Source organism: Agrobacterium sp. 16-2014-1-2a (assembly GCF_053522705.1).
In genome coordinates this window covers 504,338-529,784 of record NZ_JBNWBX010000003.1, presented here as the reverse complement: position 1 = coordinate 529,784, position 25,447 = coordinate 504,338, and the positions used below count along the sequence as shown (strand labels likewise).

Below are 25,447 nucleotides of genomic sequence, written 5' to 3'. Positions count from 1 at the left end.
CTTCCATAAGTAAAACTGGCACGCCTCTTGCGTCTTCGTCTTTGCACTGGTCAACGGCGATCGGGGCGAGCAGGGCGCGGCATAAGCGCTTTCACAGACATAGACGTCGCAAGGTTTTGCTGCCCGGAACATTTCCCGTTCCGAAGGCGCAAACTCCGAGCGGCGTTTTTTTTATTTTCAGGTTTTTTCGCAAGCGAACGCGCCACCCATGCGGTGGTCCAATAAGGGGAAGATGCGAATGAAAAAGATATTCTCGGGCGATGTCAGCCGCCGCGCCATACTGAAGACGACAGCCGCCGCAGCCCTTGTTACCGCCGTGCGCACCGCTTTTCCGTCAGGCGCTTTCGCAGCCACGGCTGAGCCGGAAGTGAAGGGCGCGAAAATCGGCTTCATCGCGCTGACCGACGCCGCCCCGCTTATCATCGCGGCGGAAAAGGGACTGTTCGCCAAGCATGGCATGCCGGATGTCGAGGTTCTCAAACAGGCATCCTGGGGTGCGACACGTGACAATCTCGTGCTCGGCGGCGCATCGAACGGCATTGATGGCGCGCATATCCTGACCCCGATGCCCTATCTCATGCATACCGGCAAGGTGACGCAGAACAACGTGCCTGTGCCGATGGCGCTTATCGCCCGCCTCAATCTCGACAGCCAGGGTATTTCCGTCGCCAAGGAATATGCTGAAACCGGCGTTCAGCTCGACGCGTCCAAGCTGAAGGCGGCTTTCGAGAAGAAGAAGGCAGAAGGCAAGGAAATCAAGGCTGCCATGACATTTCCCGGCGGCACGCATGATCTGTGGATCCGCTATTGGCTGGCCGCCGGCGGCATCGACCCGGACAAGGACGTCTCCACCATCGTCGTTCCGCCGCCGCAGATGGTCGCCAACATGAAGGTCGGCAATATGGACGTCTTCTGTGTGGGCGAACCCTGGAACGAGCAACTCGTCAATCAGGGCATCGGCTTTACTGCATGTACCACCGGGGAACTCTGGAAAGGGCATCCCGAGAAGGCGCTCGGCATGCGCGCCGACTGGGTGGAAAAGAACCCCAACGCCACCAAGGCATTGCTGATGGCCGTGATGGAGGCCCAGCAATGGTGCGATGAGATGGCGAACAAGGAGGAGATGTCCACGATCCTCGGCAAGCGCCAATGGTTCAACGTGCCGCCGAAGGACGTTCTTGGCCGCCTCAAGGGCAATATCAATTACGGCAACGGCCGCGTGCTGGAAAATACCGGTCTGCAGATGAAGTTCTGGCAGGATCACGCGTCCTATCCCTTCCGCAGCCACGACAGCTGGTTCATCACGGAAAACATCCGCTGGGGTAAATTTGCACCCGATACGGACGTGAAGGCGCTGGTTGCCAAGGTCAATCGTGAGGACATCTGGCGCGACGCTGCAAAGGATCTCGGTGTTGCCGATATTCCCGCCTCCACGTCGCGCGGCAAGGAAACCTTCTTCGACGGCAAGGTCTTCGACCCGGAAAACCCATCGGCCTATCTCGAAAGTCTTTCCATCAAGGCAGCCTCCTGAGGAGGAGACACGGGTGTCGCCCCTTCTCCGCCGGGTTGCCATTTAATGATGGACACCAAAGGCCGGATGAGGGGCGAGACCCTGACCGCAACCGAAATCCAAAGGAAACGCCATGTCCGCATTGGCTCGAAATTTCAAGGAACAGCCGCAGCAACCGGTGGTACATAAGGCAAACGTCGTGACCCTTCCGCCCAAACATCCCTCGCGGTTCAATCTGCGTAAACTGGGTGCTGCGGCGGCCCGCAATATCATACCGCCATTTGTCGTCCTCGCCGTTCTGCTGGGCGTCTGGCAGGTGCTCTGTTCCGCCCCCGGCTCGTCCCTGCCGCCGCCAAGCCAGGTATTCGAGGAAAGCTACGATCTCATCGTATCGCCGTTCTTCCATAATGGTTCGCAGGATATCGGCCTCGGCTTGCGCGTGCTGGTCTCGCTGGAGCGCGTGGCATACGGTTTCGGCCTTGCGGCCATCGCCGGCATCATTCTCGGTGCGGTCATCGGCCAGTCGATCTGGGCCATGCGCGGCCTCGACCCGATTTTTCAGGTCCTGCGCACCGTGCCGCCGCTCGCCTGGCTGCCGCTTTCACTTGCCGCCTTTCAGGACAGCAATCCGTCCGCCATTTTCGTGATCTTCATCACCTCCATCTGGCCCGTCATCATCAATACGGCGGTCGGCGTGCGCAACATTCCGCAGGATTATCGCAACGTTGCGAAGGTGCTGCGGCTCAACCAGATCGAATTCTTCTTCAAGATCATGCTGCCGTCGGCCGCGCCTTACATCTTCACCGGTCTGCGCATAGGCATCGGCCTCTCCTGGCTCGCCATCGTGGCGGCGGAAATGCTGACCGGCGGCGTCGGTATCGGCTTCTTCATCTGGGATGCGTGGAACTCCTCGCGCCTGCCCGACATCATCGTGGCACTCGCTTACATCGGCGTTGTCGGCTTCATGCTCGACAAGCTGGTAGCGGCGCTCGGCAAGGTCATCACCCGCGGCGCTGCGGCCAACTAAAAGGGCGACCATCATGAACGCTTATCTGAAACTCGATCATATCGACAAATATTTCGACAAGGGCGGTTCGCGCGCCGAGGTGCTGAAAGGCATCAACCTGACCATCGGCAAGGGCGAATTCGTCTCAGTCATCGGGCATTCCGGCTGCGGCAAGTCCACCATGCTCAACCTCATCGCCGGGCTGACCAAAGTCTCAGCAGGCGTCGTGCTTCTGGAAAACCGCGAGGTCAACGAACCTGGCCCGGAACGCGCCGTCGTCTTCCAGAACCACAGCCTGCTCCCCTGGCTTTCGGTTTATGAAAACGTCAACCTCGCCGTCGCGAAGGTCTTCAGCAATACCAAGACCAAAGCGGAACGCCACGACTGGGTCATGCGCAATCTGGATCTCGTGCAGATGGCCCATGCCAAGGACAAGAAACCGTCTGAAATTTCCGGTGGCATGAAACAGCGCGTCGGCATTGCCCGGGCGCTCGCCATGGAGCCGAAAATCCTGCTGCTGGACGAGCCTTTCGGCGCACTGGATGCGCTGACTCGCGCCCACCTTCAGGACGCCGTGATGGAAATCCACGCCCGACTTGGCAACACCATGGTCATGATTACCCATGATGTGGATGAGGCGGTGCTGCTTTCCGACCGTATCGTGATGATGACCAACGGTCCCGCCGCCCATATCGGCGAAGTGCTTGACGTGCCGCTGCCGCGCCCGCGCAACCGCATCGAGCTTGCATCCGACAAGACCTACCTCAAATGCCGCGAGGCCGTGCTGAAGTTCCTTTACGAACGTCACCGCTTCGTCGAAGCTGCGGAGTAACCACCATGGCGCAAAAACTCGTCATCATCGGCAATGGCATGGCGCCGGGGCGCATGCTGGAAAACCTTTTCGAAACCGCCCCCGGCCTATACGACGTCACCATTTTCAACGCCGAGCCGCGCGTCAATTACGACCGCATCATGCTCTCGCCAGTACTCTCAGGCGAAAAGAGCTATGAAGATATCGTCATCCACAATGACGAATGGTACGCGGCCAACAATGTGACGCTGCACAAGGGCGCGAAGGTCACCGGCATCGACCGCGACAACAAGACCGTAACAAGTGAAAACGGCATCACCGTTTCCTACGACAGGCTGGTGATCGCCACCGGTTCCCTGCCCTTCATCATTCCCGTCCCTGGCCATCAATTGCCGGGCGTTCTCGCCTATCGCGATCTCGACGATGTCACGAAGATGCTTGAAATCGCCGAAGGCAAGGGTCGCGCCATCGTCATCGGCGCCGGCCTTCTGGGTCTGGAAGCAGCTTATGGGCTGAAGCGCCAGGGAATGGACGTCACCGTCATCCATCTGATGCCGACGATCATGGAGCGGCAGCTCGATCCGGCAGCGGCCTATCTTCTGGAAAAGGCGCTGAACGAGCGCGGCATCGACATCATCACCAAGGCCAATACCAAATGCATTCTCGGCGCGGAGAAGGTCGAAGGCATCGAGCTGGAAGACGGCCGCGTCATTAAAGGCGACATGGTGGTGATGGCGGTCGGCATCCGTCCCGCCTCGGGTCTCGCCAAGGAAGCCGGCATCGCCGTCAATCGCGGCATCGTCGTGGATGATGGCATGATGACGTCGGATGCCTCGATATATGCGCTTGGCGAATGCGCCGAGCATCGCGGCATGTGCTACGGGCTGGTCGCGCCGCTTTATGAATCTGCGCGGGTGCTGGCGGACCGGCTTTGCGGCGGTTCAGCCGAGTATCATGGTTCGGTCACCAATACCAAACTGAAGGTCACCGGCATCAACCTGTTTTCCGCCGGCGATTTTGCCGAGGGCGACGACCGCGAGGAAATCGTGCTGCGCGATGCCACCGCCGGTGTCTACAAGCGCCTGATCCTCAAGGAAAATCGCATCATCGGCGCGGTTCTTTACGGCGAGACGGCGGATGGGTCGTGGTTCTTCGACCTGATGAAGAAATCGACCGACATTTCCGCCATGCGCGAAACCCTGATCTTCGGCCAGGCCTATCAGGGAGGGTCCCCGCTGGACCCTATGGCGGCCGTTGCAGCCTTGCCGGATGATGCGGAAATCTGCGGCTGCAACGGCGTCTGCAAGGGCAAGATCACCTCGGTCATCACCTCGAAGGGGCTGACCTCGCTGGATGATGTGCGCGCCCATACCAAGGCATCCGCCTCCTGCGGCAATTGCACCGGTCTTGTCGAACAGCTGATGACGCTGACGCTTGGCGACAGCTACAATCCCGCTGCCGTGCAGCCCATGTGCAAATGCACCGATCTCGGCCACGATGATGTGCGCCGTCTCATCAAGGCCAAGGGCCTGAAGACCATTCCCGCCGTGATGCAGGAACTGGAATGGAAGACCTCCTGCGGCTGCGCCAAGTGCAGACCTGCGCTCAACTACTATCTCGTCTGCGATTTTCCCGACGAATATGCCGACGACTACCAGTCGCGTTATATCAATGAGCGCGTCCATGCCAATATCCAGAAGGACGGCACCTATTCCGTCGTTCCGCGCATGTGGGGCGGTGTCACATCTTCCTCCGAACTGCGGGCGATTGCGGATGTGGTCGACAAGTTCGAAATCCCGATGGTGAAGGTGACAGGCGGGCAACGCATCGATCTTCTCGGCATCGAGAAGGAGGATTTGCCGGCGGTCTGGGCCGATCTCGGCAAGGCCGGTTTCATTTCCGGCCAGGCCTATGCCAAGGGGCTTCGCACCGTGAAGACCTGCGTTGGAGAACAATGGTGCCGCTTCGGCACGCAGGATTCCACCGGCCTCGGCATCCGTATCGAAAAATTCATGTGGGGCTCATGGACGCCCGCGAAGCTGAAGCTTGCCGTTTCCGGCTGTCCGCGAAACTGCGCTGAGGCGACATGCAAGGATATCGGCGTCATCTGCGTCGATTCCGGTTTCGAAATCCACTTCGCCGGTGCCGCCGGTCTCGATATCAAGGGTACGGAAGTGCTGGGCCTCGTCCATACCGAGGATGAGGCGCTGGAGCATATCGTGGCGTTGACCCAGATGTACCGCGAGCAGGCGCGCTACCTCGAGCGCATCTATAAATGGGCCAAGCGCATCGGTTACGACGAAGTCCGCCGCCAGATCATGGACGATGCCGACAAGCGCCGGGCCTATTTTGACCGCTTCGTCTTCAGCCAGAAATTCGCGCAGGTCGATCCCTGGTCGGAACGTGTGTCCGGCCACGACAAGCACGAATTCAGGCCGATGGCGGCAATCGGTTTCAACGAGGCAGCGGAGTGAGAACGATGGACAGCAACTGGATCGATATTGGCGACATTTCCGACATTCCGCTGCGCGGCGCGCGCTGCGTGAAAACGCCTATGGGCAAGATCGCCGTGTTTCGCACGGCTGAAAATCAGGTCTTCGCCATCGAGGATCATTGCCCGCACAAAGGCGGCCCGCTGTCTCAGGGCATCGTGCACGGGTCTTCGGTGACATGTCCTTTGCACAATTGGGTCATTTCGCTGGAGACCGGCAAGGCGTTGGGGGCGGATGAGGGTGAGGTGAGGACCATTCCTCTCCGCAATCTCGACGGGCGGCTTTCGATTGCGCTCGAAACTTTGATGATTGCGGCGGAGTGATATCAGATGTTGGCGACGATACTCCCCTCTGTCCTGCCGAACATCTCCCCCTCGAGGGGCAAGATCGACAAGTGGCACGCTTCTCGCTTCATCTCTGTTGTCGGAGACGCAAGCTGTGAAATAGAGCCGGTGCCGCAATTGATCTACCCCTTTGAGGGGCAGATGTCCGGCAGGGCAGAAGGGGGTAAATGCCACGCACCAAGAGGGCAAACCCATGCCCGTTGAAACGAAAACCACCTGTCCCTATTGCGGTGTCGGCTGCGGTGTCATCGCCACCGTTGCCGATGACGGCATCGTTTCCGTCAAAGGCGATCCGGACCACCCAGCCAATTTCGGCCGGCTGTGTTCCAAGGGTTCGGCTCTGGCCGAAACCATCGACCTCGACGGACGGCTGCTCCATCCCGAAATCCACGGAAAGCGAGTGGCATGGAATGAAGCGCTTCAACTCGTTGCTTCAAGATTTTCCGAGGCCATTTCCGAGCACGGCCCGGATTCGGTGGCCTTTTACGTTTCCGGCCAATTGCTGACGGAGGATTATTACCTCGCCAACAAGCTGATGAAGGGTTTCATCGGATCTGCCAATATCGATACGAATTCAAGGCTTTGCATGTCGTCTTCGGTCGCCGGCCATCGCCGCGCCTTCGGGGCCGATACGGTGCCCGGCACCTATGAGGATATGGAGCTTGCCGATCTGGTAATCCTCACCGGATCCAATCTCGCCTGGTGTCATCCCGTCCTCTATCAACGGCTTGCTGCCGCAAAGGCGGCGCGGCCGGACATGAAGGTGGTGGTCATCGATCCGCGCCGGACGATGAGCGCCGATATTGCCGATATGCACCTCGCCATCCGCCCGGATGGAGATGTGGCGCTGTTTACCGGTCTTCTGGCCCATCTTTCCGGCAGTTCCGCGTTCGATAACGCTTATGTTGGAAACCACACTGTCGGCTTCGATGCCGCGATGCAGGCAGCGACCGGGCACAGCCTGCCGGAGATTGCCGACAAGACCGGTCTGACAATCGTGGAATTGATTTCCTTTTACGAATTGTTCGAACGCACCCAAAAAACCGTCACCTGCTACAGTCAGGGCGTCAACCAGTCGCAAAGCGGCACCGACAAGGTCAACGCCATCATCAATTGCCACCTCGCCACAGGCCGTATCGGCCGGCCGGGCATGGGGCCGTTTTCGCTGACCGGCCAACCCAACGCCATGGGCGGACGCGAGGTGGGCGGGCTTGCCAATATGCTGGCGGCCCATATGGCGATTGAGAACGCTGAAGACCGCGACCGCGTGCAGCGCTTCTGGGCCTCGCCGGCGATTGCGCAGAAGCCTGGCCTCAAGGCCGTGGATATGTTCCGGGCGGTTGCCGATGGCCGCATCAAGGCGCTGTGGATCATGGCAACCAACCCCGTCGTTTCCATGCCGGATGCCGGTGCCGTCGAGGCGGCGATCAAGGCCTGTTCCTTTGTCGTGGTGTCCGATGTCATCGCCAAGACCGATACCGCCCGCCACGCCCATGTGCTGTTGCCATCGCTCGGCTGGGGTGAAAAGGACGGCACGGTCACCAATTCCGAACGACGTATTTCCCGCCAGCGCGGTTTTCTTGACGCGCCCGGCGAAGCAAAGGCCGACTGGTGGCAAATCGCCGAAGTTGGACGGCGCATGGGTTTTGACGCCGCCTTCGGCTACCGGCAACCTTCTGAGGTTTTCGCCGAGCATGCCGCTCTCTCCGGCTTCGAGAACGCCGGAAGCCGCGATTTCGATATCGGCGGGATCGACCGTGATTCCTATGGTACGATGAAACCGTTTCAATGGCCAAAAGCCGAACCCGGTGAAGCCGCCACGACCCGCTTTTTCGGGGATGGCCGCTTTTTCCATGCGGATAGCAAGGCCCGCTTCATCGCCACGGCACTGCCGGAGACCGGCAGGACATCGGCGGACTACCCGCTGACGCTGAACACCGGCCGCATCCGCGACCAATGGCACACCATGACCCGCACCGGCAAAAGCGCGCGGCTCACCGCCCATATCGCTGAACCCTTTGCCGAACTTCACCCGCGCGATGCACAGTTGCTGGGAATCGAAAGCGCCGATCTGGTGGAGATTGAAAGCCCGCACGGCAAGGTCCTGCTGCGGGCTCTGGTCAGCGAGAGGCAGGCACGGGGAGCTGTGTTTGCGCCGATGCACTGGAACGACCAGTTCGCCTCGCAGGCCCGCATCGATATGCTCGTGCCAGCGGTCACGGACCCACATTCCGGCCAGCCCGCTTCGAAGAATGTCGGCGTGAGTGCACGACGTTTTGTAGCGAAAGCCTATGGATTTGCGATCTCCCGCACCCGGCCTGATGCGCCGGGCTGCGCCTATTGGGCAGTTGCAAAGGCGGATGGCGGCTACCGCATGGAGCTTGCCTTCGAGGAACAGCCGCAGGACTGGACGCTCTGGGCGCGACGGGTTTTCGGAGTCGATATCAGGGTTGAGCCTCTGGGTTATAGTGACCGGCAGACGGGCGATCTGCGGCTTGCTTTCTTCGACGGTGATACCCTGCTGGCAGCGCTGTTCGTCGCCAGAGAGCCGGTGGCCGTTGCCCGCAACTGGGCGATTTCACAGCTGAACGAACGCCATGAGGATTTGCGCATGCGTTTTGCGCTGGTCGCCGGGCGTCCCGGTGCCGGTCGCGCCGATCCGGGGGCGACGGTCTGCTCCTGCTTCAATGTCGGGGTCAACCAGATCACGGCCGCGATCCGCAATGGCTGCCACAGCGTCGAAGCCATAGGTGCTGCGTTGAATGCCGGAACCAATTGCGGCTCCTGCCGCGCCGAGATCAGGGGGATCATCGATGGATGCCTTAAAACCGCAGCGGAATGAACCGAACCGCATGGAGAAGCTCGCCAAGTTGCCAGTCTTCTGGGGGCTTGAGGGCAAGCGCGTGGTGCTGGCGGGCGGATCGGATGGGGCCGCCTGGAAGGCGGAACTGCTGCTTGCCTGCGGGGCGGAACTTCATCTCTATTGCGAGGAAAGCGAGCTTTCGGAATGCTTTGCGGCGCTCGTCTCGACAAGCCAGATGCTGACATGGCATGACCGTTCCTGGGGTCCGGATAGTTTCAAAGGCGCGGAACTGGCGCTGGCGGATTGTGAAACCGACGAAGAGGCGGGACGATTTTACAATGCCGCGCGCTCAGCCGGCGTGCCTGTCAATGTCATCGACAAGCCGGAATTCTGCCAGTTCCAGTTTGGCTCCATCGTCAATCGTTCGCCGGTGGTGGTGTCGATCTCCACCGATGGCGCCGCACCCATTCTGGCGCAGGCCATTCGCCGGCGCATCGAGACTTTGCTGCCGCACGCTCTCAAGGATTGGGGGGCGCTTGCCCAAACCATCCGAGAGCGGGTCAATATACGCCTCGCGCCCGGCACGGCGCGGCGATCATTCTGGGAGAAATTTGTCGACCGGGCGTTTACCGAAAGGCTGGATGAGGGCAGCGAAGAAAGGCTGCTGACAGACATCGGCACGCAGGCCGGTCGGAGAGGATCGGGACGTGGCCTTGTGACGCTGGTCGGTGCCGGACCGGGCGATGCCGAGCTGCTGACGCTGAAAGCGGTACGCGCCCTGCAGGCGGCGGATGTCATTCTGTTCGACGATCTCGTTTCATCCGAGGTGCTGGAACTGGCGCGGCGGGAGGCGAAGCGTATGCTTGTTGGCAAACGCGGCGGCCGGGAAAGCTGCAAGCAGGAAGATATTAACGACATGATGATCCGCCTTGCCAAGGCCGGCAAAAGGGTAGTGCGGCTGAAATCCGGCGATCCGATGATTTTCGGACGCGCCGGCGAGGAGATCGAAGCGCTGGAGGCTGAAAACATCCCGGTCGAAATCGTGCCAGGCATCACCGCGGCAAGCGCCATGGCTTCGCGGCTCGGCGTTTCCCTCACCCACCGCGATCACGCCCAGTCGGTCCGCTTCGTCACCGGGCACTCCAGACAGGGCAAGCTGCCGGAGAATATAGACTGGCAGTCCCTGTCGAACCCTTCCGTGACCACGGTTTTTTACATGGGCGGGCGAACCGCTGCCAGCATCGAGGAAGCCCTTCTGGCGCATGGCATGCCGGCCTCGACGCCCGTCGCCATCATGATTTCCGTCAGCCGCGAAAATGAGCAGCGCTGGTGCGGTTCGCTCGTGCAACTGGCTGCGGCGGTTGAGCGCCTGGGCGTGAACGAGCCTATATTGATCGGCATCGGTGATGCATTTGGTGCTGCAATCTCTGCGTTTTCCGAGATCGGCCTGCCGGAGCCGGTCCCGATGTCAATTCAGAAAGCCGGCTAATAATCTTGCTGGTCCGTGCGGATACGTTTTTCGCATACCTCCGCAAGTGGACCTGATCGGCGCCACAAAACCGTCCCTTGACATTGGTTTTTCGTTCGCTCTTCAATAAAACGAAAAAATTGAAAGAGGAGGGAGGGTGAAATGATGCTCACACCGCGTCAGGATGAAATCGTTGCGCTGGCGAAAGCAAGCGGGCGTGTGCTGGTGGACGAGCTGGCCACGCGGTTTTCGGTAACGCCACAGACGATCCGCAAGGACCTCAACGATCTCTGCGATACGCGGGTGCTGACGCGCATCCATGGCGGCGCACTTTTTCCGAGCGGCAACGAAAACGTCAAATACGAGGCACGCCGTGCGATCGCCTCCTCCGAAAAGCAGGCGATCGGCGCCGCTGCCGCTGCCCTAATCCCCAACAACTCCTCGCTTTTCATCAATATAGGTACGACGACCGAGGCGGTGGGCGAAGCGCTGGCGGATCATCACGAGCTGATGGTCATCACCAACAATATTAATGTTGCCAATAGGTTACGGGTTTTTCCGGGCATCGAGGTGGTGATCGCTGGCGGCGTCGTGCGCGGTTCCGATGGCGGCATCGTCGGTGAGGCCGCAGTGGATTTTATCCGCCAGTTCAAGGTCGACTTCGCCGTCATCGGCGTTTCTGCAATCGATGAAGACGGCGCTTTGCTGGATTTCGACTTTCGCGAGGTCAAGGTTGCCCAGGCGATCATGTCCAACGCTCGCCACGTCATTCTTGTATCGGATTCACTGAAATTCGAGAGGACGGCCCCCGTGCGCATCGGCCATCTTTCACAGGTACACACCTTCATTACCGATCATTGTCCGGTCGATTCGATCCGATCCATCTGTGCCGATAATGACGTCAGGTTGATTGAAACCGAGGTTGGGGAGCCTTGATCCGAACCGCCCCTGAATTTCGTTTGACATTCGTTTTGTCTTCAAATTAGATGTCCGTGCTTTCAATATATCGATGAGGAGAGCGTCGATGAAAGCGCGGGAGGGTCCATGTCTGACGAGGCAATCCACGATGTTTTCGTGATCGGCGGCGGCATCAACGGCTGCGGCATCGCGCGTGACGCTGTCGGCAGGGGTTATTCCGTTGCGCTTGCGGAAATGAACGATTTTGCCTCCGGCACCTCGTCGGCCGCCACAAAGCTCATTCATGGCGGTTTGCGTTATCTCGAACATTACGAATTTCGTCTGGTGCGAGAAGCGCTGATGGAGCGCGAGGTGTTGTGGGCCATGGCGCCGCACATCATCTGGCCTATGCGCTTTGTTCTGCCATTCCAGAAGGGCGGCGTGCGCCCGGCCTGGCTCGTGCGTCTCGGGCTTTTTCTTTATGACCATCTCGGCGGCCGCAAGCTTTTGCCCGCCACCCGCTCGCTTGATCTGCGCCGTGATCCCGCAGGGAAACCGCTGAAGCCGATTTTTGCCCGGGCTTTCGAATATTCTGACGGCTGGGTGGACGATGCCCGTCTTGTGGTGCTGAATGCCCGCGATGCCGCCGATCGCGGTGCCTTGATCCTCAACCGCACGCAGGTCGTTTCGGCACGGCGCGAAGGCGCCTTCTGGCGGATCGAAACTAAAAATGGTGCCGGAGAAACCGCGACCTACCGGGCGCGCATGCTGGTAAATGCGGCAGGTCCCTGGGTGGACAAGGTTCTGGCTGCGACATTCGGTAAAAACAATGTCCACAACGTCCGCCTCGTGCAGGGCAGCCACATCATCGTGCGCAAGAAGTTTTCCGATCCGCGCGCCTATTTTTTCCAGAACCCGGACGGGCGCATCATCTTCGCCATCCCTTATGAGCAGGATTTTACCCTGATCGGCACGACGGATCGCGACTATACCGCCGACCCCCGGGCTGTTAAGATCAGCGACGAGGAGATCAGCTATCTTTGCAACGCGGCGAGCGAATATTTCGCTGAACCGGTGACGTCGGCCGATATCGTCTGGACCTATTCCGGCGTGCGGCCGCTGTTTGACGACGGCGCATCGAAAGCGCAGGAGGCAACCCGCGATTATGTGCTGAAAACCGAAGGAGCTGAAGGCGAAGCGCCGCTTCTCAATATCTTCGGTGGCAAGCTCACCACCTATCGACGGCTTGCGGAACATGCTCTTGAAAAAATTGGTGATGCGCTGGGTGAAAAGGGCTCGCCGTGGACGGCAGGTTCACATTTGCCGGGCGGAAATTTCGGTGCCGAGGCTTATGCGGGAGAGGTCACGGCCCTGCGGTCGCGTTATCCTTTCCTCGATGAGCGGCATGCGAAGCGGCTCATCCGCTGCTACGGAACGGACGCCGCGTCGATTATTGGCAATGCCGGGGACATGGCAGGGCTGGGACGGCATTTCGGCGGCACGCTTTATGAGGCCGAGGTGCGCTGGCTGATGGCCCGGGAATGGGCGATGACGGCGGAGGATATTCTGTGGCGCCGCACCAAGCAGGGGCTTTTCTTTACCCAAGAAGAGGTGCGCGGGCTGGAGGATTATATCGATGACATTGCAGGTGGACGCTTGAAGGCAATCTGACGATCCGATCAAAAAGCGGAGGAGGCTTTGGATCACCATGCTTGAATTGCGAAACGTCTCGAAGATGGCCGGCGGTGAATATCATATTCACCCGACCGATCTGACGTTGCAGCGCGGAAGCCTGAACGTCCTGCTTGGACCGACACTTTCGGGCAAGACGACACTCATGCGGCTGATGGCCGGGCTGGACAAGCCAAGTGGCGGTACGATTCTCTTTAATGGGGAGGACGTGACGGGCTGGCCGGTTCAGAAGCGCAACGTCGCCATGGTGTATCAGCAGTTCATCAATTATCCGGCGCTCAGCGTTTATGAAAACATCGCCTCGCCGATGCGCGTTGCCGGCAAGGACAAGGCAACGATCGACAGGGAGGTGAGGAAGGCCGCCGAGCTTCTGAGGCTGACGCCCTATCTCGATCGTACGCCTCTCAACCTCTCCGGTGGCCAGCAACAACGCACGGCACTTGCCCGCGCCATCGTCAAAAACGCCAATCTGGTGCTCCTCGACGAGCCTCTCGCAAATCTCGATTACAAGCTGCGTGAGGAGTTGCGTGAGGAATTGCCGCGCATCTTTGCCGAATCCGGTGCGATCTTTGTTTACGCCACGACGGAACCCTCCGAAGCTCTGCTGCTTGGTGGCAATACCGCGACGCTGAACGAGGGCAAGGTAACGCAATTCAGCCGCACGATCGAGGTTTACAGGCGTCCGGTGGATATCGTAACCGCGAAAATATTTGCCGATCCGCCACTCAACACCATCGAGGTCATCAAGACGGGCGGCGCCTTCACGCGCGCCGACCATGCGGTTGTGCCGGTGCCGGCGCATCTTGCTGCCATGCCTGACGGTCCAGTGACCATTGCCTTCCAGCCACATCATCTTTTCCCACAGCAAAAGGGGCAGGCGGCGCAATCCATCCGGGCGCGGACACTGATCTCGGAGATCGCCGGATCGGAAAGCTTCGTACATGTGGAATTTTCAGGCCAGCGTTGGGTGATGCTGGCGCAGGGCATTCACGACATCGAGCCGGACACGGAGATCGAGCTGTTTCTCGATACGCGGCACCTGATGGCTTTCGATACACACGGCCACGCCATCGGCGAAGCGGCTTGAGGGGAGATCGATCATGGCACGCATCACGCTCGATCATATCCGCCACGCTTACAACGCCAAGGCGCAGGCGGCAGGTGATTATGCCCTGAAGGAAGTTCATCACGAATGGGAGGATGGCGGTGCCTATGCGCTGCTTGGCCCTTCCGGCTGCGGCAAGACCACGTTGCTTAACATCATTTCCGGCTTGCTGCGCCCCTCAGAAGGTCGCATCGCCTTTGACGGAACGGATGTCACCGATCTTTCCACCGAAGATCGCAACATCGCCCAGGTATTCCAGTTCCCGGTCGTTTACGACACGATGACAGTCTATGCCAATCTGGCTTTTCCGCTGCGCAACCGGCAAGTGCCGGAAGCCGAAGTCGACCGCCGTGTGCGGGAAATCCTCGAGATGACCGATCTTTCCGGCATGGCCAAACGCCACGCGCGCGGACTTACGGCGGACCAGAAGCAGAAAATTTCGCTGGCGCGCGGGTTGGTGCGATCCGACGTCAATGCCATCCTCTTCGACGAGCCGCTGACGGTGATCGATCCGCATATGAAATGGGTGCTGCGCTCACAGTTGAAGCGCCTCCACCGCCAGTCCGGTTTCACCATGGTCTACGTTACGCACGACCAGACCGAGGCGCTGACTTTCGCCGACAAGGTGGTGGTCATGTATGACGGACAGATCGTCCAGATCGGCACACCCGCCGAGCTTTTCGAACGCCCGGGACATACGTTCGTCGGTTACTTCATCGGTTCGCCCGGCATGAATGTGATGCCTGCCAGCATCGATGGCGCAACGGCGGTTGTCGGCGGCCTTGGCGTTCCGCTTGCCGGCGTGCCGGTGGTGGATGGATCGAAGCGGATCGAAATCGGCATCCGCCCGGAATTCGTTCGGCTGGAGCGGGGTGGCATGCCCATCACCGTCGACAAGGTCGAGGATATCGGCCGGCAAAAGATCGTTCGCGCGCGGTTCGCCGGCCAAAAGCTTGCGATTGTCGTTCCGGAGGAGGAGGACATTCCGGCAGAAGCGGGTGTTCGCTTCGATCCGGCCGCTATCGGTGTCTTTGCCGATTCCTGGCGTGTGAAGATGGGGGCCTGACCATGGAAAAGACCTGGAACAACAAAGCGTGGTTCATGGTGCTGCCGGTTCTGGTGCTGGTCGCCTTTTCCGCCGTCATCCCGCTGATGACGGTCGTGAATTATTCGGTGCAGGATACCTTCGGCAACAACCAGTTCTTCTGGGCGGGAACCCAATGGTTTCAGGAAATTCTTGGCTCCGACCGTTTCTGGAACGCGCTCGGACGCAATCTGGTATTTTCCGGCATCATTTTGGCGATTGAAATTCCGCTCGGCATATTCATCGCGCTCAAGATGCCCAAATCCGGCATCGGCGTGCCGGTCTGCCTCGTCACCATGGCGCTGCCACTTTTGGTGCCATGGAATGTGGTAGGCACGATCTGGCAGGTGTTCGGTCGCAGCGATATCGGGTTGCTGGGTTATTACGCCAATCAGCTTGGGCTTGATTACAACTACGTCAACGATCCCGTCGACGCATGGATCACCGTCGTCATCATGGATGTGTGGCACTGGACAAGCCTCGTCGTCCTGCTGTGCTACGCCAGCCTCGTCTCCATTCCGGATGCCTATTATCAGGCAGCAAGGATCGATGGCGCATCGCGTTTTGCGGTTTTCCGGTTCATTCAGTTGCCGAAGATGAAGCGGGTGCTGCTGATCGCATTCCTGCTGCGCTTCATGGACAGCTTTATGATCTATACCGAGCCTTTCGTCGTCACCGGCGGCGGCCCCGGAAATTCCACCACCTTCCTGTCCATCGATCTCGTCAAGGTAGCGCTCGGCCAGTTCGATCTGGGTCCCGCGGCGGCCATGTCGCTGATCTACTTCCTCATCATCCTGCTGTTGTCCTGGGTGTTCTACACCGTGATGACCAGCCACGACGCGGAGACTTGAGACATGAGCGCCTCTGATGTCACCACAAGCGTGGAACTCAACGGTATCGGCAATCCACCGGTAAGAGCCAGTTCGGCGAGAATATCAGGCCTTGCTGCGAATTCACGATCGCGCCGCCGCCATGGGCCATCGCGCTTTTCCTGGCTGGTGCCGACGATCTACATCATCCTGCTGCTCGTGCCGATCTACTGGCTTATCAATATGAGCTTCAAGACGAACACGGAAATTGTCTCGTCGATGACGCTTTATCCGCACCAGCCGACGTTGCAGAATTATCGGACGATCTTCACGGATTCATCCTGGTATTCGGGTTACATCAACTCGATCATCTACGTCGTCATGAATATGGTGATCTCGGTCTCGGCGGCACTCCCGGCGGCCTATGCCTTCTCGCGTTACCGCTTCCTCGGCGACAAGCACCTGTTCTTCTGGCTTTTGACCAACCGCATGGCGCCACCCGCCGTCTTCGCGCTGCCCTTCTTCCAGCTCTATTCCGCTTTCGGGCTGATCGACACGCATATTGCCGTGGCGCTGGCGCATTGCCTGTTCAACGTGCCGCTGGCGGTGTGGATTCTCGAAGGTTTCATGTCGGGTGTACCGAAGGAAATCGACGAGACCGCCTATATTGACGGCTATTCCTTCCCGAAATTCTTCGTGAAGATTTTCATGCCGCTCATTGCCTCCGGCATCGGTGTCGCCTGTTTCTTCAGCTTCATGTTCTCGTGGGTCGAGCTTCTGATCGCCCGCACGCTGACGACGACCGACGCCAAGCCGATCGCCGCGACCATGACGAGAACCGTTTCTGCCGCCGGCATGGACTGGGGCCTGCTTGCCGCCGCCGGCGTGCTGACGCTCATTCCCGGTGCGCTGGTGATCTGGTTTGTTCGCAATTACATCGCCAAGGGCTTTGCGCTGGGGAGGGTTTGACATGACGAAGATGCCCGATTTTACCTGGATGGCATGGACCTGGCAGACGGCCGCGTTTTTCGGTGCCATCGCCGTGTTGCTGGTTGGGATGTGGTTCTGGGAACAGCTCTCGCCCGGCGGCAACCCCCGCTTCGGCCTGCTGCGTTTCGAGACAACGCGTGGCGACAGGTTGTTCATTTCGCTGCTCGGCAGCGCTTTCATTCATCTTGCATGGCTCGGGCTGGTCGGCCCGAACCTGTGGTGGGCTCTCGCTCTGTCGGCGGTTTACGCAATTGGCGTTTTCCGTTTCGTCTAGAGCAGGAAGAACGGTGCGGCGGAGGAAAACCGCACCCGGCAGACTTCGTGCAATCGCAACCCTTGGGAGGACTGATATGCGACGGCATCTGATGACGACGACGGCAGCCATGCTGCTGGCAATGACAGGTTCCGCTTTCGCCGGAATGGAGGAGGCAAAGCAATTTCTGGACAAGGAAATCGGCGATATGTCGTCGCTTTCGCGTGCAGATCAGGAAAAGGAACTGCAATGGTTTATCGATGCCGCGAAACCTTTTGCTGGCACGGACATCAAGGTCGTTTCCGAATCCCTGACAACACATGAATATGAATCGAAGGTCCTGGCACCGGCGTTTACCGCTATTACCGGCATCAAGGTCACGCACGACATCATCCAGGAAGGTGACGTCGTCGAAAAGATTCAGACCCAGATGCAGACCGGCCAGAACCTCTATGACGGCTGGGTGAATGACAGCGACCTCATCGGCACGCATTGGCGTTACCAGCAGGTGCGCAACCTCACGGATTTCATGGCCAATGAGGGCAAGGACGTCACCAATCCCGGCCTGGATCTCAAGGACTTCATCGGCAGCGCCTTTACGACGGCACCGGACAAGAAGCTCTACCAGCTTCCCGACCAGCAATTCGCGAACCTGTACTGGTTCCGCTACGACTGGTTCAACGACGACAAGAACAAGGCCGATTTCAAGGCCAAATACGGCTACGACCTTGGTGTGCCCGTAAACTGGTCGGCTTATGAGGATATTGCCGAATTCTTCACCGGCCGTGATGTCGGCGGCAAGAAGGTCTTCGGCCATATGGACTATGGCAAGAAGGACCCGTCGCTTGGCTGGCGCTTCACCGATGCCTGGCTTTCCATGGCCGGCAACGGCGACAAGGGCCTGCCAAACGGCCTGCCTGTCGATGAATGGGGCATCAAGGTCAACGACAAGTCGCAGCCGGTCGGCTCGTGCGTGGCACGCGGCGGCGATACCAACGGTCCGGCGTCGGTCTATTCCATCGAGAAATATCTCGAATGGCTGAAGAAATTTGCGCCGCCAGAAGCGCAGGGCATGACCTTCTCCGAATCCGGTCCGGTGCCGGCGCAGGGTAACATTGCCCAGCAGATCTTCTGGTACACGGCCTTCACTGCCGATATGGCCAAGCCCGGCCTGCCTGTCGTGAACGAGGACGGTTCGCCGAAATGGCGCGTCGCACCTTCCCCGCATGGCGTCTACTGGAAGGACGGCATGAAGCTCGGTTATCAGGACGTGGGTTCGTGGACGCTGATGAAATCCACCCCTGACGATCGCGCCAAGGCCGCATGGCTTTATGCGCAGTTCGTAACTTCCAAGACCGTGGATGTGAAGAAGAGCCATGTTGGTCTGACCTTCATTCGCGATACCACCATCCATCACAAGAGCTTCACGGACCGGGCCGCCAAGCTTGGTGGTCTGATCGAGTTCTATCGCTCGCCCGCTCGCGTGCAATGGTCGCCAACCGGCACCAACGTGCCTGACTATCCGAAGCTGGCACAGCTCTGGTGGCAGGCAATTGGCGATGCATCTTCGGGTGCCAAAACCGCTCAAGCCGCAATGGATTCGCTCTGCGCCGAGCAGGAAAAAGTCATGGCCCGTATCGAGCGCGCCGGTGTGCAGGGCGATATCGGCCCAGAACTGGCGGAAGAACACGATATCGACTACTGGAACAAGGACGCCGTTTCGAAGGGCAATCTGGCACCGCAGCTGAAGATTGCCAACGAAAAGGAAAAGCCGGTCACCGTCAATTACGACGAGCTGGTCAAAAGCTGGCAGAAGTAATGTCTGCGTGAAATCTTAAACCGGGGCGGCTTTGCCGCCCCGTCATTGCGTTTGAAAGGGAGTGACATAATGGGCGGTTATATTCTGGCGATCGATCAGGGGACGACATCGACAAGGTCGATGGTCTTTGATCGCGACATGCGGGTCATCGGTGTCGGCCAGCGAGAATTTCCGCAGCATTTCCCGGCCTCCGGCTGGGTCGAACACGATGCCGAGGATATCTGGAAAAGCGTGCTTGAAACAATCCGGCTGGCGCTTGCCGATGCCGGTATCTCCGCTTCCGATATCGAGGCGATCGGCATCACCAACCAGCGCGAAACGACTGTGCTGTGGGACCGTAATACGGGTGAGGCCGTGCATCGGGCTGTTGTCTGGCAGGATCGCCGTGCTGCACCAATTTGCGAGGATCTGAAACGAAGGGGGCTGGAGCCGCTTTTTTCGAAAAAGACCGGTCTGCTGCTCGACCCCTACTTTTCCGGCACGAAGCTGAAATGGCTTCTCGACAGCGTCAGCGGCCTTCGCGAAAAAGCCGTGAAGGGCGAAATCTGCTTCGGCACGGTCGACAGTTTCCTGATCTATCGCCTCACCGGCGGTCGCCGCCATGTGACCGACGCCACCAATGCCTCGCGAACGCTGATCTACAATATCGAGGACAATGCCTGGGATGACGAATTGCTGTCCATCCTCGACATTCCCAGCGCCATGCTGCCGGAGGTGCTTGATTGCGCTGCCGATTTCGGCGTAACGGACAAGGCGCTTCTGGGTGCGGAAATTCCGATCCTCGGCGTCGCCGGTGATCAGCAGGCTGCCGTTATCGGTAACGCCTGCTTCGAACCCGGCATGATGAAATCGACCTATGGCACCGGCTGCTTTGCGCTTCTCAATACCGGCACCGACCGGGTCGCCTCGACAAACCGGTTGCTGACGACCATTGCCTATCGTCTCGATGGCGTGACGACCTATGCGCTCGAAGGCTCGATCTTCATTGCCGGCGCCGCCGTGCAATGGCTGCGTGACGAGCTCGGTTTCATATCGGTCGCGTCTGAAGTCAGCGCGCTTGCCGAAAAGGCTGATCCCAAGCAGCGGGTTTATCTCGTGCCGGCCTTCACCGGCCTTGGCGCGCCCTATTGGGATGCCGAAGCGCGGGGCGCTATTTTCGGCCTGACGCGTGGCACCGGCCCTGCGGAGTTCGCCCGCGCGGCACTCGAAAGCGTCGCCTATCAGACCTTCGATCTTCTGGACGCCATGCGCAACGACTGGGCGGGCGACAATGGCAAGACGGTGCTCCGGGTCGATGGCGGCATGGTTGCCTCGGATTGGACCATGCAGCGGCTGGCGGACATTCTCGCTGCACCGGTCGACCGGCCGGTATTCCTGGAAACCACCATTCTCGGTGCGGCATGGCTCGCAGCATCGCGCGCCGGCATCTGGCCGGACCGGGAGGCCTTTGCTGCCCATTGGAAACGGGATCGCCGTTTTCTGCCAGATATGGATGAGACTGAGCGTAAGAGCGCCATCGCGGGGTGGCGTGATAGTGTTGGTCGCTGCCTCTCGAAACGGGAAGATTGACGCAAGCAAGCGTCTTTTTTACGCAAAACTGCCCGGTGCGATGCTCTTGCTGGATACCAGATCGGAAAGGGCGCGCACCAGTTTTGTGTCCGCGCCCTTACTTGGCTGAAGCACGAATTCCACGTCTTCGAGCGCCGGCAGCACATCAGCCGCAATCTCCCTGAGGCCGGCTGGCGCCATGCTGCGCGGTTGCACGAGGATGCCCATGCCCGCCCTTGCGGCAGCGGTCAGTCCGCTAAGGCTGCCACAGGTGCAGACGATCCGCCACGCGAGACCTGCCCGATCCAGCGCTTCCTGTGCCGCCTTTCGAGTAATGCTTGGCGGCGGAAAGGCGATCAACGGCAGGGCGTCCGGTTGGCTCAGCATTCGCTCCGGGTCACGCGCGAGCCATACCAGAGGTTCGCGGTACAGGAAGTGGCCGAGCTTGTCACCGAGTCGACGTTTCGCGAGCACGACGTCCAACTCGCCATTATCCTGCATCTGGTAAAGCACGCCGCTCAGCGACACCGTCAGCTCCAGATCGACCAAGGGATAGAGGCGGATGAATTCTTCCAGAATGGCAGTGAGCCGGCTGGCGACGAAATCCTCGGAAACGCCGAGCCTTAAGCGCCCGCGCAGGCGGTTTTCGCTGAACAGCGATGAAACCCTGCTGTCGATCTCCAGTATATTGCGGGCATAACCGAGCAGCGCCTCGCCTTCGCCCGTCAGCTTCACCTGATGGGTGCTGCGCGCAATCAACCGACGGCCAAGTGCCGCCTCAAGCCGCTGAATATGCTGGCTGACGGTGGATTGGCCGATACCCAGCCGCTCGGCAGCCAGCGTGAAGCTGCCGGTTTGCTGAAGCATCACGAAGCTGGCAAGATGTTGAAGGTTCAGCATTTATCTCATATCGTGATAACTGTTAGTCTTTGCATCCGAATTCATGATGAGCGATAGTATGGGATATTTCAAGCAAAACCGATGTCGGAAAGACCTCCCATGACCCGCTTCCTGCCTGACCGTTTCACCATGATGCTGGTGGCCACCGTGATCCTGGCTTCCCTTTTGCCGATCAGCGGACAGCCAGCGGTGTATTTCGGGCTTGCCACGAAACTGGCAATCGCATTGCTGTTTTTTCTCCACGGCGCGCGGCTGTCGCGGGATGTGGTGATTGCGGGTATCTTGCACTGGCGCCTGCACATGGCGATCCTTCTCGTCACCTTCGGCCTTTTCCCATTGCTGGGCGTGGCGATCGGTTTCATTCCCGAGAGCATTCTGCCGGCACCGCTTTATATGGGTGTGCTGTTTCTCTGCGTCCTGCCGTCGACGGTGCAATCGTCCATCGCCTTCACATCCATGGCAGGCGGAAACGTGCCTGCCGCGATCTGTTCAGCCTCCGCCTCGAATATTTTCGGCATGGTGCTGACGCCGCTGCTGGTCGGGCTGCTGTTCACGGTCGGTGGCCATGGTGGTGGATTTTCGCTGGATGCGTTCCTGCAAATCTTCCTGCAACTGCTCTTGCCCTTCATCGCTGGCCAGGTGCTGCAGCCGTGGATCGGTGACTGGATCAGGGCACGCAAGAAATTGCTGTCGCCGGTCGATCGCGGTTCCATCCTGATGGTGGTCTATCTTGCCTTCTCCGAAGCAGTTATCGAAGGCATATGGCAGACGTTTTCCGTGCGCGATATCGGCGTTGTCATCGGCATCAATATCGTTCTTCTGGCGCTTGTTCTCTGCGTGACGATGTTCGGCAGCCGGGCGCTCGGTTTCGACAAGGCGGATGAAATCACCATCACCTTCTGCGGGTCGAAGAAGAGCCTTGCCAGCGGCGTGCCCATGGCAGGAGCAATCTTCGCCGGCCAGAGCATCGGCGCAATCGTATTGCCAATCATGCTCTTCCATCAGATTCAGCTGATGGTCTGCGCAGTTCTGGCCCAGCGTTATGCCCGCAAGGCCCATGAAAAAGCAGCGATAACGGAAACTGTCGCTGCGGAAGGCGCGGCAGTATCCACCCGCTGAGGGATGAATTTTCGGCAAATAAAAACGGCCCCTTAACGGGGCCGTTCGTTTGACATCCGGATCGGCTTAGTTGACCTGGGCCGGCGTGATCTGTGCTTCGATCGTCTTCGGCGCATCTGCGCTGTCGGAGGAGATCGCGATACGGCGCGGTTTCATGGCTTCCGGAATATTGCGGACGAGATCGATGTGAAGCAGGCCATTCTTCAGGGAAGCGGTCTGGACTTCGACATGATCGGCCATCTGGAAGCGGCGTTCGAAAGCGCGCGTGGCAATGCCGCGATACAGGAACTCGCCTTCAGACGACTTCTCATCTGCAGCCTTCTCGGCTTTCACCGTCAGCGTATTGGCACGGGATTCTATGCTGAGTTCCGTTTCATCGAAACCGGCAACCGCCATGGTTATACGATAGGCGTTTTCACCCGTCCGCTCGATGTTATAGGGCGGATAGGACTGGGCCTGTTCGGGCTGGCCGAGGCCGTCGAGCATCGAAAAAAGACGGTCGAAACCGACGGTGGAGCGATAGAGGGGGGAAAAATCGACGTGACGCATGGTGTCCTCCTTATGAAGCGACTGTTTGCGGTTGATCCGGCGTCCCGTTCTGGCGACGGCCGGACATATGGCGCGGCCCCGTTCTGGCGGCCGCATGAATGAGATGGGAATGGCTTGGCGCTCCGTCAAGGGGGCGCTTTAAAGCGGAATGGGCGACACAAGATGAACCATCGCTGAACATCCGGTTCCAGCATCGTTCAGTTTGAGAGCCATAAATATCCGTCATCGGAGACATGCTCCGTGGCAGAAGCAATAACGTCCCTTCTTCTTCTGTCCTATTCGCCGGAACCGCGACTGCTTTAACCGACGGTTCCGGCAATTTTTTCTTTGACCTTCCGCCGCCGCCGACCTATCCCGAAAAGGCAGAGAAGCCGGAAAAGACCGATGATCGAAGCCACATTGCGCGAGAGCGAAGACAACCCGGTTCCCGGCAACCATACCGTCGGTTATTTCACCGGCCACGGCGGCAAACAGCTTCGATACGCGATCTTCCGCGCCAGCCGACACATTGCGCGCGGAACTGTGGTTCTGCTGCATGGTCGCAACGAATGTATCGAGAAATATTTCGAGACCGTCAGCGATCTGACGGCCATGGGATTCTGGGTCGCGACCTTCGATACGCGCGGGCAGGGCGGTTCCGAACGGCTGCTGAAGAAGCCAGGCGCCGGGCATGTACGACGTTTTTCCGACTACAAGCGCGACATAAGTTTGTTTCTCGAACAGGTGGTGCTGCCGGATACCCGGCTGCCATTCTTCATGATCGCCCATTCAACCGGCGCACTTGCAGCACTGGCCGCAGCACCCGGCCTGTCGAACAGGATCGACCGTCTGGCGCTTTGTTCGCCCTTTATCGAGCTGGACAGCCAGCAATCCGTTCCTTCGTCCGTCATCCGGCTGGTCGCGACCGCTTTAAGCCTGTTGGGTCTTGGAAAGCTTCAGCTCGGCAGGGATCAGCGCGAACGGGATTTCGATGGCAATCCGCTGACCTCTGACGCCCGACGTTTTGCCAGAAATCTTGCGCTGCATCGGCAATTTCCGGAACTCTTCATCGGCGCACCGACAGCGCGATGGGTTTATGAAGCGCTGAAAACAATGGGTCGGGTGACCCGTCAGGACCATCTGACGGACATAACCATTCCCACCCTCATTCTTGCGCCGATGCTGGATACGATCACGCCCTATAAGGCGCAGGAGGAACTCTCGCGCAACTTCCGCGCGGCGCAGCTTCTTCCCATAACCGGCGCGCGCCATGAATTGCTGCATGAGCGCGACGTTTTCCGCAAACAGGCGCTGGCGGCCATCGACGCCTTTTTCGCGCCGGAATGACGCGGCGATGACGGGGATGGCGCGGTTTGCGCCATCCCCGTCAGTCGCACCATCTACAGTTTTGAAAGAATGGCGAGCGCCTGTTCGTGCACGGCTTTGGAACCGGCTGCCAGAATGCGGCCGCCATTTTCCGGACGCCCGCCATCCCAGGTGGTGATGATGCCACCTGCCTGTTCGATCACCGGAATGAGCGCGCCGACATCATAGGGCTTCAGGCCCGATTCGATCACCAGATCGACATGGCCGGCGGCAAGCAGGCAATAGGCGTAACAATCCACGCCATAACGGAAAAGGCGAACCTGATCCTGCACCTTGTCGTAAAGGGGCTTTTCTTCCGCCGTGAAGATATGGGGTGTCGTGGTGAACAGCACAGCATCCGACAGCGAAGCGCATTCGCGCGTGCGGATCTTGCGTTCACCATCCGGCCCGAAATACCATGCGGCCTCGCCGTCGGCGAAATAACGCTCTTTCGTGAAGGGCTGGTCCATGATGCCCATCGAAGCGCGGCCGGCCGACTGGAAGCCGATCAGCGTGCCCCAGACCGGCACGCCGGAAATGAAGGCGCGTGTGCCGTCAATTGGATCGATAACCCAGATATGTTCGCGATCGAGACCGACATTGCCGTGTTCTTCACCAAGAATGCCGTGTTGCGGGAAACGTGCCTCGATGAGGGCGCGAATGGCGCTTTCTGCTGCCTGATCGCCTTCCGTCACCGGATCATAGCCGCCGTCCTCCTTGTTGGTGACGGCAATGCCTGTGCGGAAGCGGGGAAGCGTTTCAGCGCTGGCGGCTTCGGCAAGTTTGAAGAAGAAATCCCGGTCGGGCAGCATGCGAAACCTCATTGCCTGAATTATTGGGCCTGAATTGTATGGCGAAATGCATAGACCGGAATTGCACCCGCCGTCCACACGTATGGATGCAG

At 59.2% G+C, this 25,447-nt stretch carries 21 protein-coding genes; 18 read left to right on the top strand and 3 right to left on the bottom strand.

Features of this window, described 5'->3' with window-relative positions; all coding sequences use genetic code 11:
- The first annotated feature begins 238 nt into the window (after positions 1-238).
- The 16 genes from ACQZ45_RS14060 (at position 239) to glpK (ending at position 20,652) form a co-directional block, all read left to right on the top strand.
- A complete protein-coding gene (locus tag ACQZ45_RS14060; protein ID WP_025595307.1) occupies positions 239-1,531 on the top strand; it encodes a CmpA/NrtA family ABC transporter substrate-binding protein in 1,293 nt (430 codons plus the stop codon).
- A 112-nt stretch (positions 1,532-1,643) separates the two neighbouring features.
- Complete coding sequence (ntrB, locus tag ACQZ45_RS14055; RefSeq protein ID WP_060642491.1) at positions 1,644-2,537, top strand: nitrate ABC transporter permease; 894 nt, start codon at positions 1,644-1,646, stop codon at positions 2,535-2,537.
- 13 nt (positions 2,538-2,550) lie between these two features.
- Complete coding sequence (locus tag ACQZ45_RS14050) at positions 2,551-3,348, top strand: ABC transporter ATP-binding protein (protein ID WP_013761942.1); 798 nt, start codon at positions 2,551-2,553, stop codon at positions 3,346-3,348.
- 5 nt (positions 3,349-3,353) lie between these two features.
- On the top strand, positions 3,354-5,801 hold the full coding sequence (gene nirB, locus ACQZ45_RS14045) for a nitrite reductase large subunit NirB (protein ID WP_025595309.1): 2,448 nt from the start codon (positions 3,354-3,356) through the stop codon (positions 5,799-5,801).
- A gap of 5 nt (positions 5,802-5,806) precedes the next feature.
- Entirely contained in the window at positions 5,807-6,142 is a 336-nt protein-coding gene (gene nirD / locus ACQZ45_RS14040; RefSeq protein WP_025595310.1) for a nitrite reductase small subunit NirD, read from the top strand.
- Positions 6,143-6,356: 214 nt separating this feature from the next.
- Positions 6,357-9,005: a nitrate reductase gene (locus ACQZ45_RS14035; RefSeq protein WP_025595311.1), complete on the top strand. Its 2,649-nt coding sequence runs from the start codon at positions 6,357-6,359 to the stop codon at positions 9,003-9,005.
- Entirely contained in the window at positions 8,977-10,455 is a 1,479-nt protein-coding gene (gene cysG, locus ACQZ45_RS14030) for a siroheme synthase CysG (RefSeq protein ID WP_025595312.1), read from the top strand. Before ACQZ45_RS14035 ends, cysG begins: the two co-directional genes overlap by 29 nt.
- A 141-nt stretch (positions 10,456-10,596) precedes the next feature.
- Entirely contained in the window at positions 10,597-11,370 is a 774-nt protein-coding gene (locus tag ACQZ45_RS14025; protein ID WP_025595313.1) for a DeoR/GlpR family DNA-binding transcription regulator, read from the top strand.
- Positions 11,371-11,478: 108 nt separating this feature from the next.
- Positions 11,479-13,002: a glycerol-3-phosphate dehydrogenase gene (locus tag ACQZ45_RS14020; RefSeq protein ID WP_025595314.1), complete on the top strand. Its 1,524-nt coding sequence runs from the start codon at positions 11,479-11,481 to the stop codon at positions 13,000-13,002.
- A gap of 37 nt (positions 13,003-13,039) precedes the next feature.
- On the top strand, positions 13,040-14,110 hold the full coding sequence (locus tag ACQZ45_RS14015; RefSeq protein ID WP_013761937.1) for an ABC transporter ATP-binding protein: 1,071 nt from the start codon (positions 13,040-13,042) through the stop codon (positions 14,108-14,110).
- 13 nt (positions 14,111-14,123) lie between these two features.
- Positions 14,124-15,194: an ABC transporter ATP-binding protein gene (locus tag ACQZ45_RS14010; RefSeq protein ID WP_025595315.1), complete on the top strand. Its 1,071-nt coding sequence runs from the start codon at positions 14,124-14,126 to the stop codon at positions 15,192-15,194.
- Between the two features lie 2 nt (positions 15,195-15,196).
- A complete protein-coding gene (locus ACQZ45_RS14005; RefSeq protein ID WP_003511582.1) occupies positions 15,197-16,063 on the top strand; it encodes a carbohydrate ABC transporter permease in 867 nt (288 codons plus the stop codon).
- A 3-nt stretch (positions 16,064-16,066) separates the two neighbouring features.
- Positions 16,067-16,990, top strand: a complete 924-nt coding sequence (locus ACQZ45_RS14000) for a carbohydrate ABC transporter permease (protein WP_003511581.1) — start codon at positions 16,067-16,069, stop codon at positions 16,988-16,990.
- A gap of 1 nt (position 16,991) precedes the next feature.
- Positions 16,992-17,285, top strand: a complete 294-nt coding sequence (locus ACQZ45_RS13995) for a DUF2160 domain-containing protein (protein ID WP_003511580.1) — start codon at positions 16,992-16,994, stop codon at positions 17,283-17,285.
- A 76-nt stretch (positions 17,286-17,361) separates the two neighbouring features.
- The gene (locus ACQZ45_RS13990) at positions 17,362-19,083 is read left to right on the top strand and encodes an ABC transporter substrate-binding protein (protein ID WP_025595316.1); all 1,722 of its coding nucleotides are present in this window, start codon (positions 17,362-17,364) and stop codon (positions 19,081-19,083) included.
- 69 nt (positions 19,084-19,152) lie between these two features.
- The gene (gene glpK, locus ACQZ45_RS13985) at positions 19,153-20,652 is read left to right on the top strand and encodes a glycerol kinase GlpK (protein ID WP_013761933.1); all 1,500 of its coding nucleotides are present in this window, start codon (positions 19,153-19,155) and stop codon (positions 20,650-20,652) included.
- Between the two features lie 18 nt (positions 20,653-20,670).
- On the opposite strand, the gene ACQZ45_RS13980 is transcribed toward glpK, so the two are convergent.
- Positions 20,671-21,531 (bottom strand): LysR substrate-binding domain-containing protein, encoded by an 861-nt coding sequence (locus tag ACQZ45_RS13980; RefSeq protein ID WP_448742297.1) that lies wholly within the window; start codon positions 21,529-21,531, stop codon positions 20,671-20,673.
- A gap of 99 nt (positions 21,532-21,630) precedes the next feature.
- On the opposite strand from ACQZ45_RS13980, the gene ACQZ45_RS13975 reads away from it, so the two are divergent.
- Positions 21,631-22,650 (top strand): bile acid:sodium symporter family protein, encoded by a 1,020-nt coding sequence (locus ACQZ45_RS13975; RefSeq protein ID WP_025595317.1) that lies wholly within the window; start codon positions 21,631-21,633, stop codon positions 22,648-22,650.
- A 66-nt stretch (positions 22,651-22,716) separates the two neighbouring features.
- On the opposite strand, the gene hspL is transcribed toward ACQZ45_RS13975, so the two are convergent.
- Positions 22,717-23,199, bottom strand: a complete 483-nt coding sequence (gene hspL / locus ACQZ45_RS13970) for a heat shock protein HspL (protein WP_019564988.1) — start codon at positions 23,197-23,199, stop codon at positions 22,717-22,719.
- Between the two features lie 384 nt (positions 23,200-23,583).
- Between hspL and ACQZ45_RS13965 the strand changes: the two genes are divergently transcribed.
- The gene (locus ACQZ45_RS13965) at positions 23,584-24,525 is read left to right on the top strand and encodes an alpha/beta fold hydrolase (RefSeq protein ID WP_003511570.1); all 942 of its coding nucleotides are present in this window, start codon (positions 23,584-23,586) and stop codon (positions 24,523-24,525) included.
- 53 nt (positions 24,526-24,578) lie between these two features.
- Here the strand turns inward: ACQZ45_RS13965 and hisN are convergent, their stop codons facing one another.
- On the bottom strand, positions 24,579-25,355 hold the full coding sequence (gene hisN / locus ACQZ45_RS13960) for a histidinol-phosphatase (RefSeq protein WP_003511569.1): 777 nt from the start codon (positions 25,353-25,355) through the stop codon (positions 24,579-24,581).
- Between the last annotated feature and the right edge of the window lie 92 nt (positions 25,356-25,447).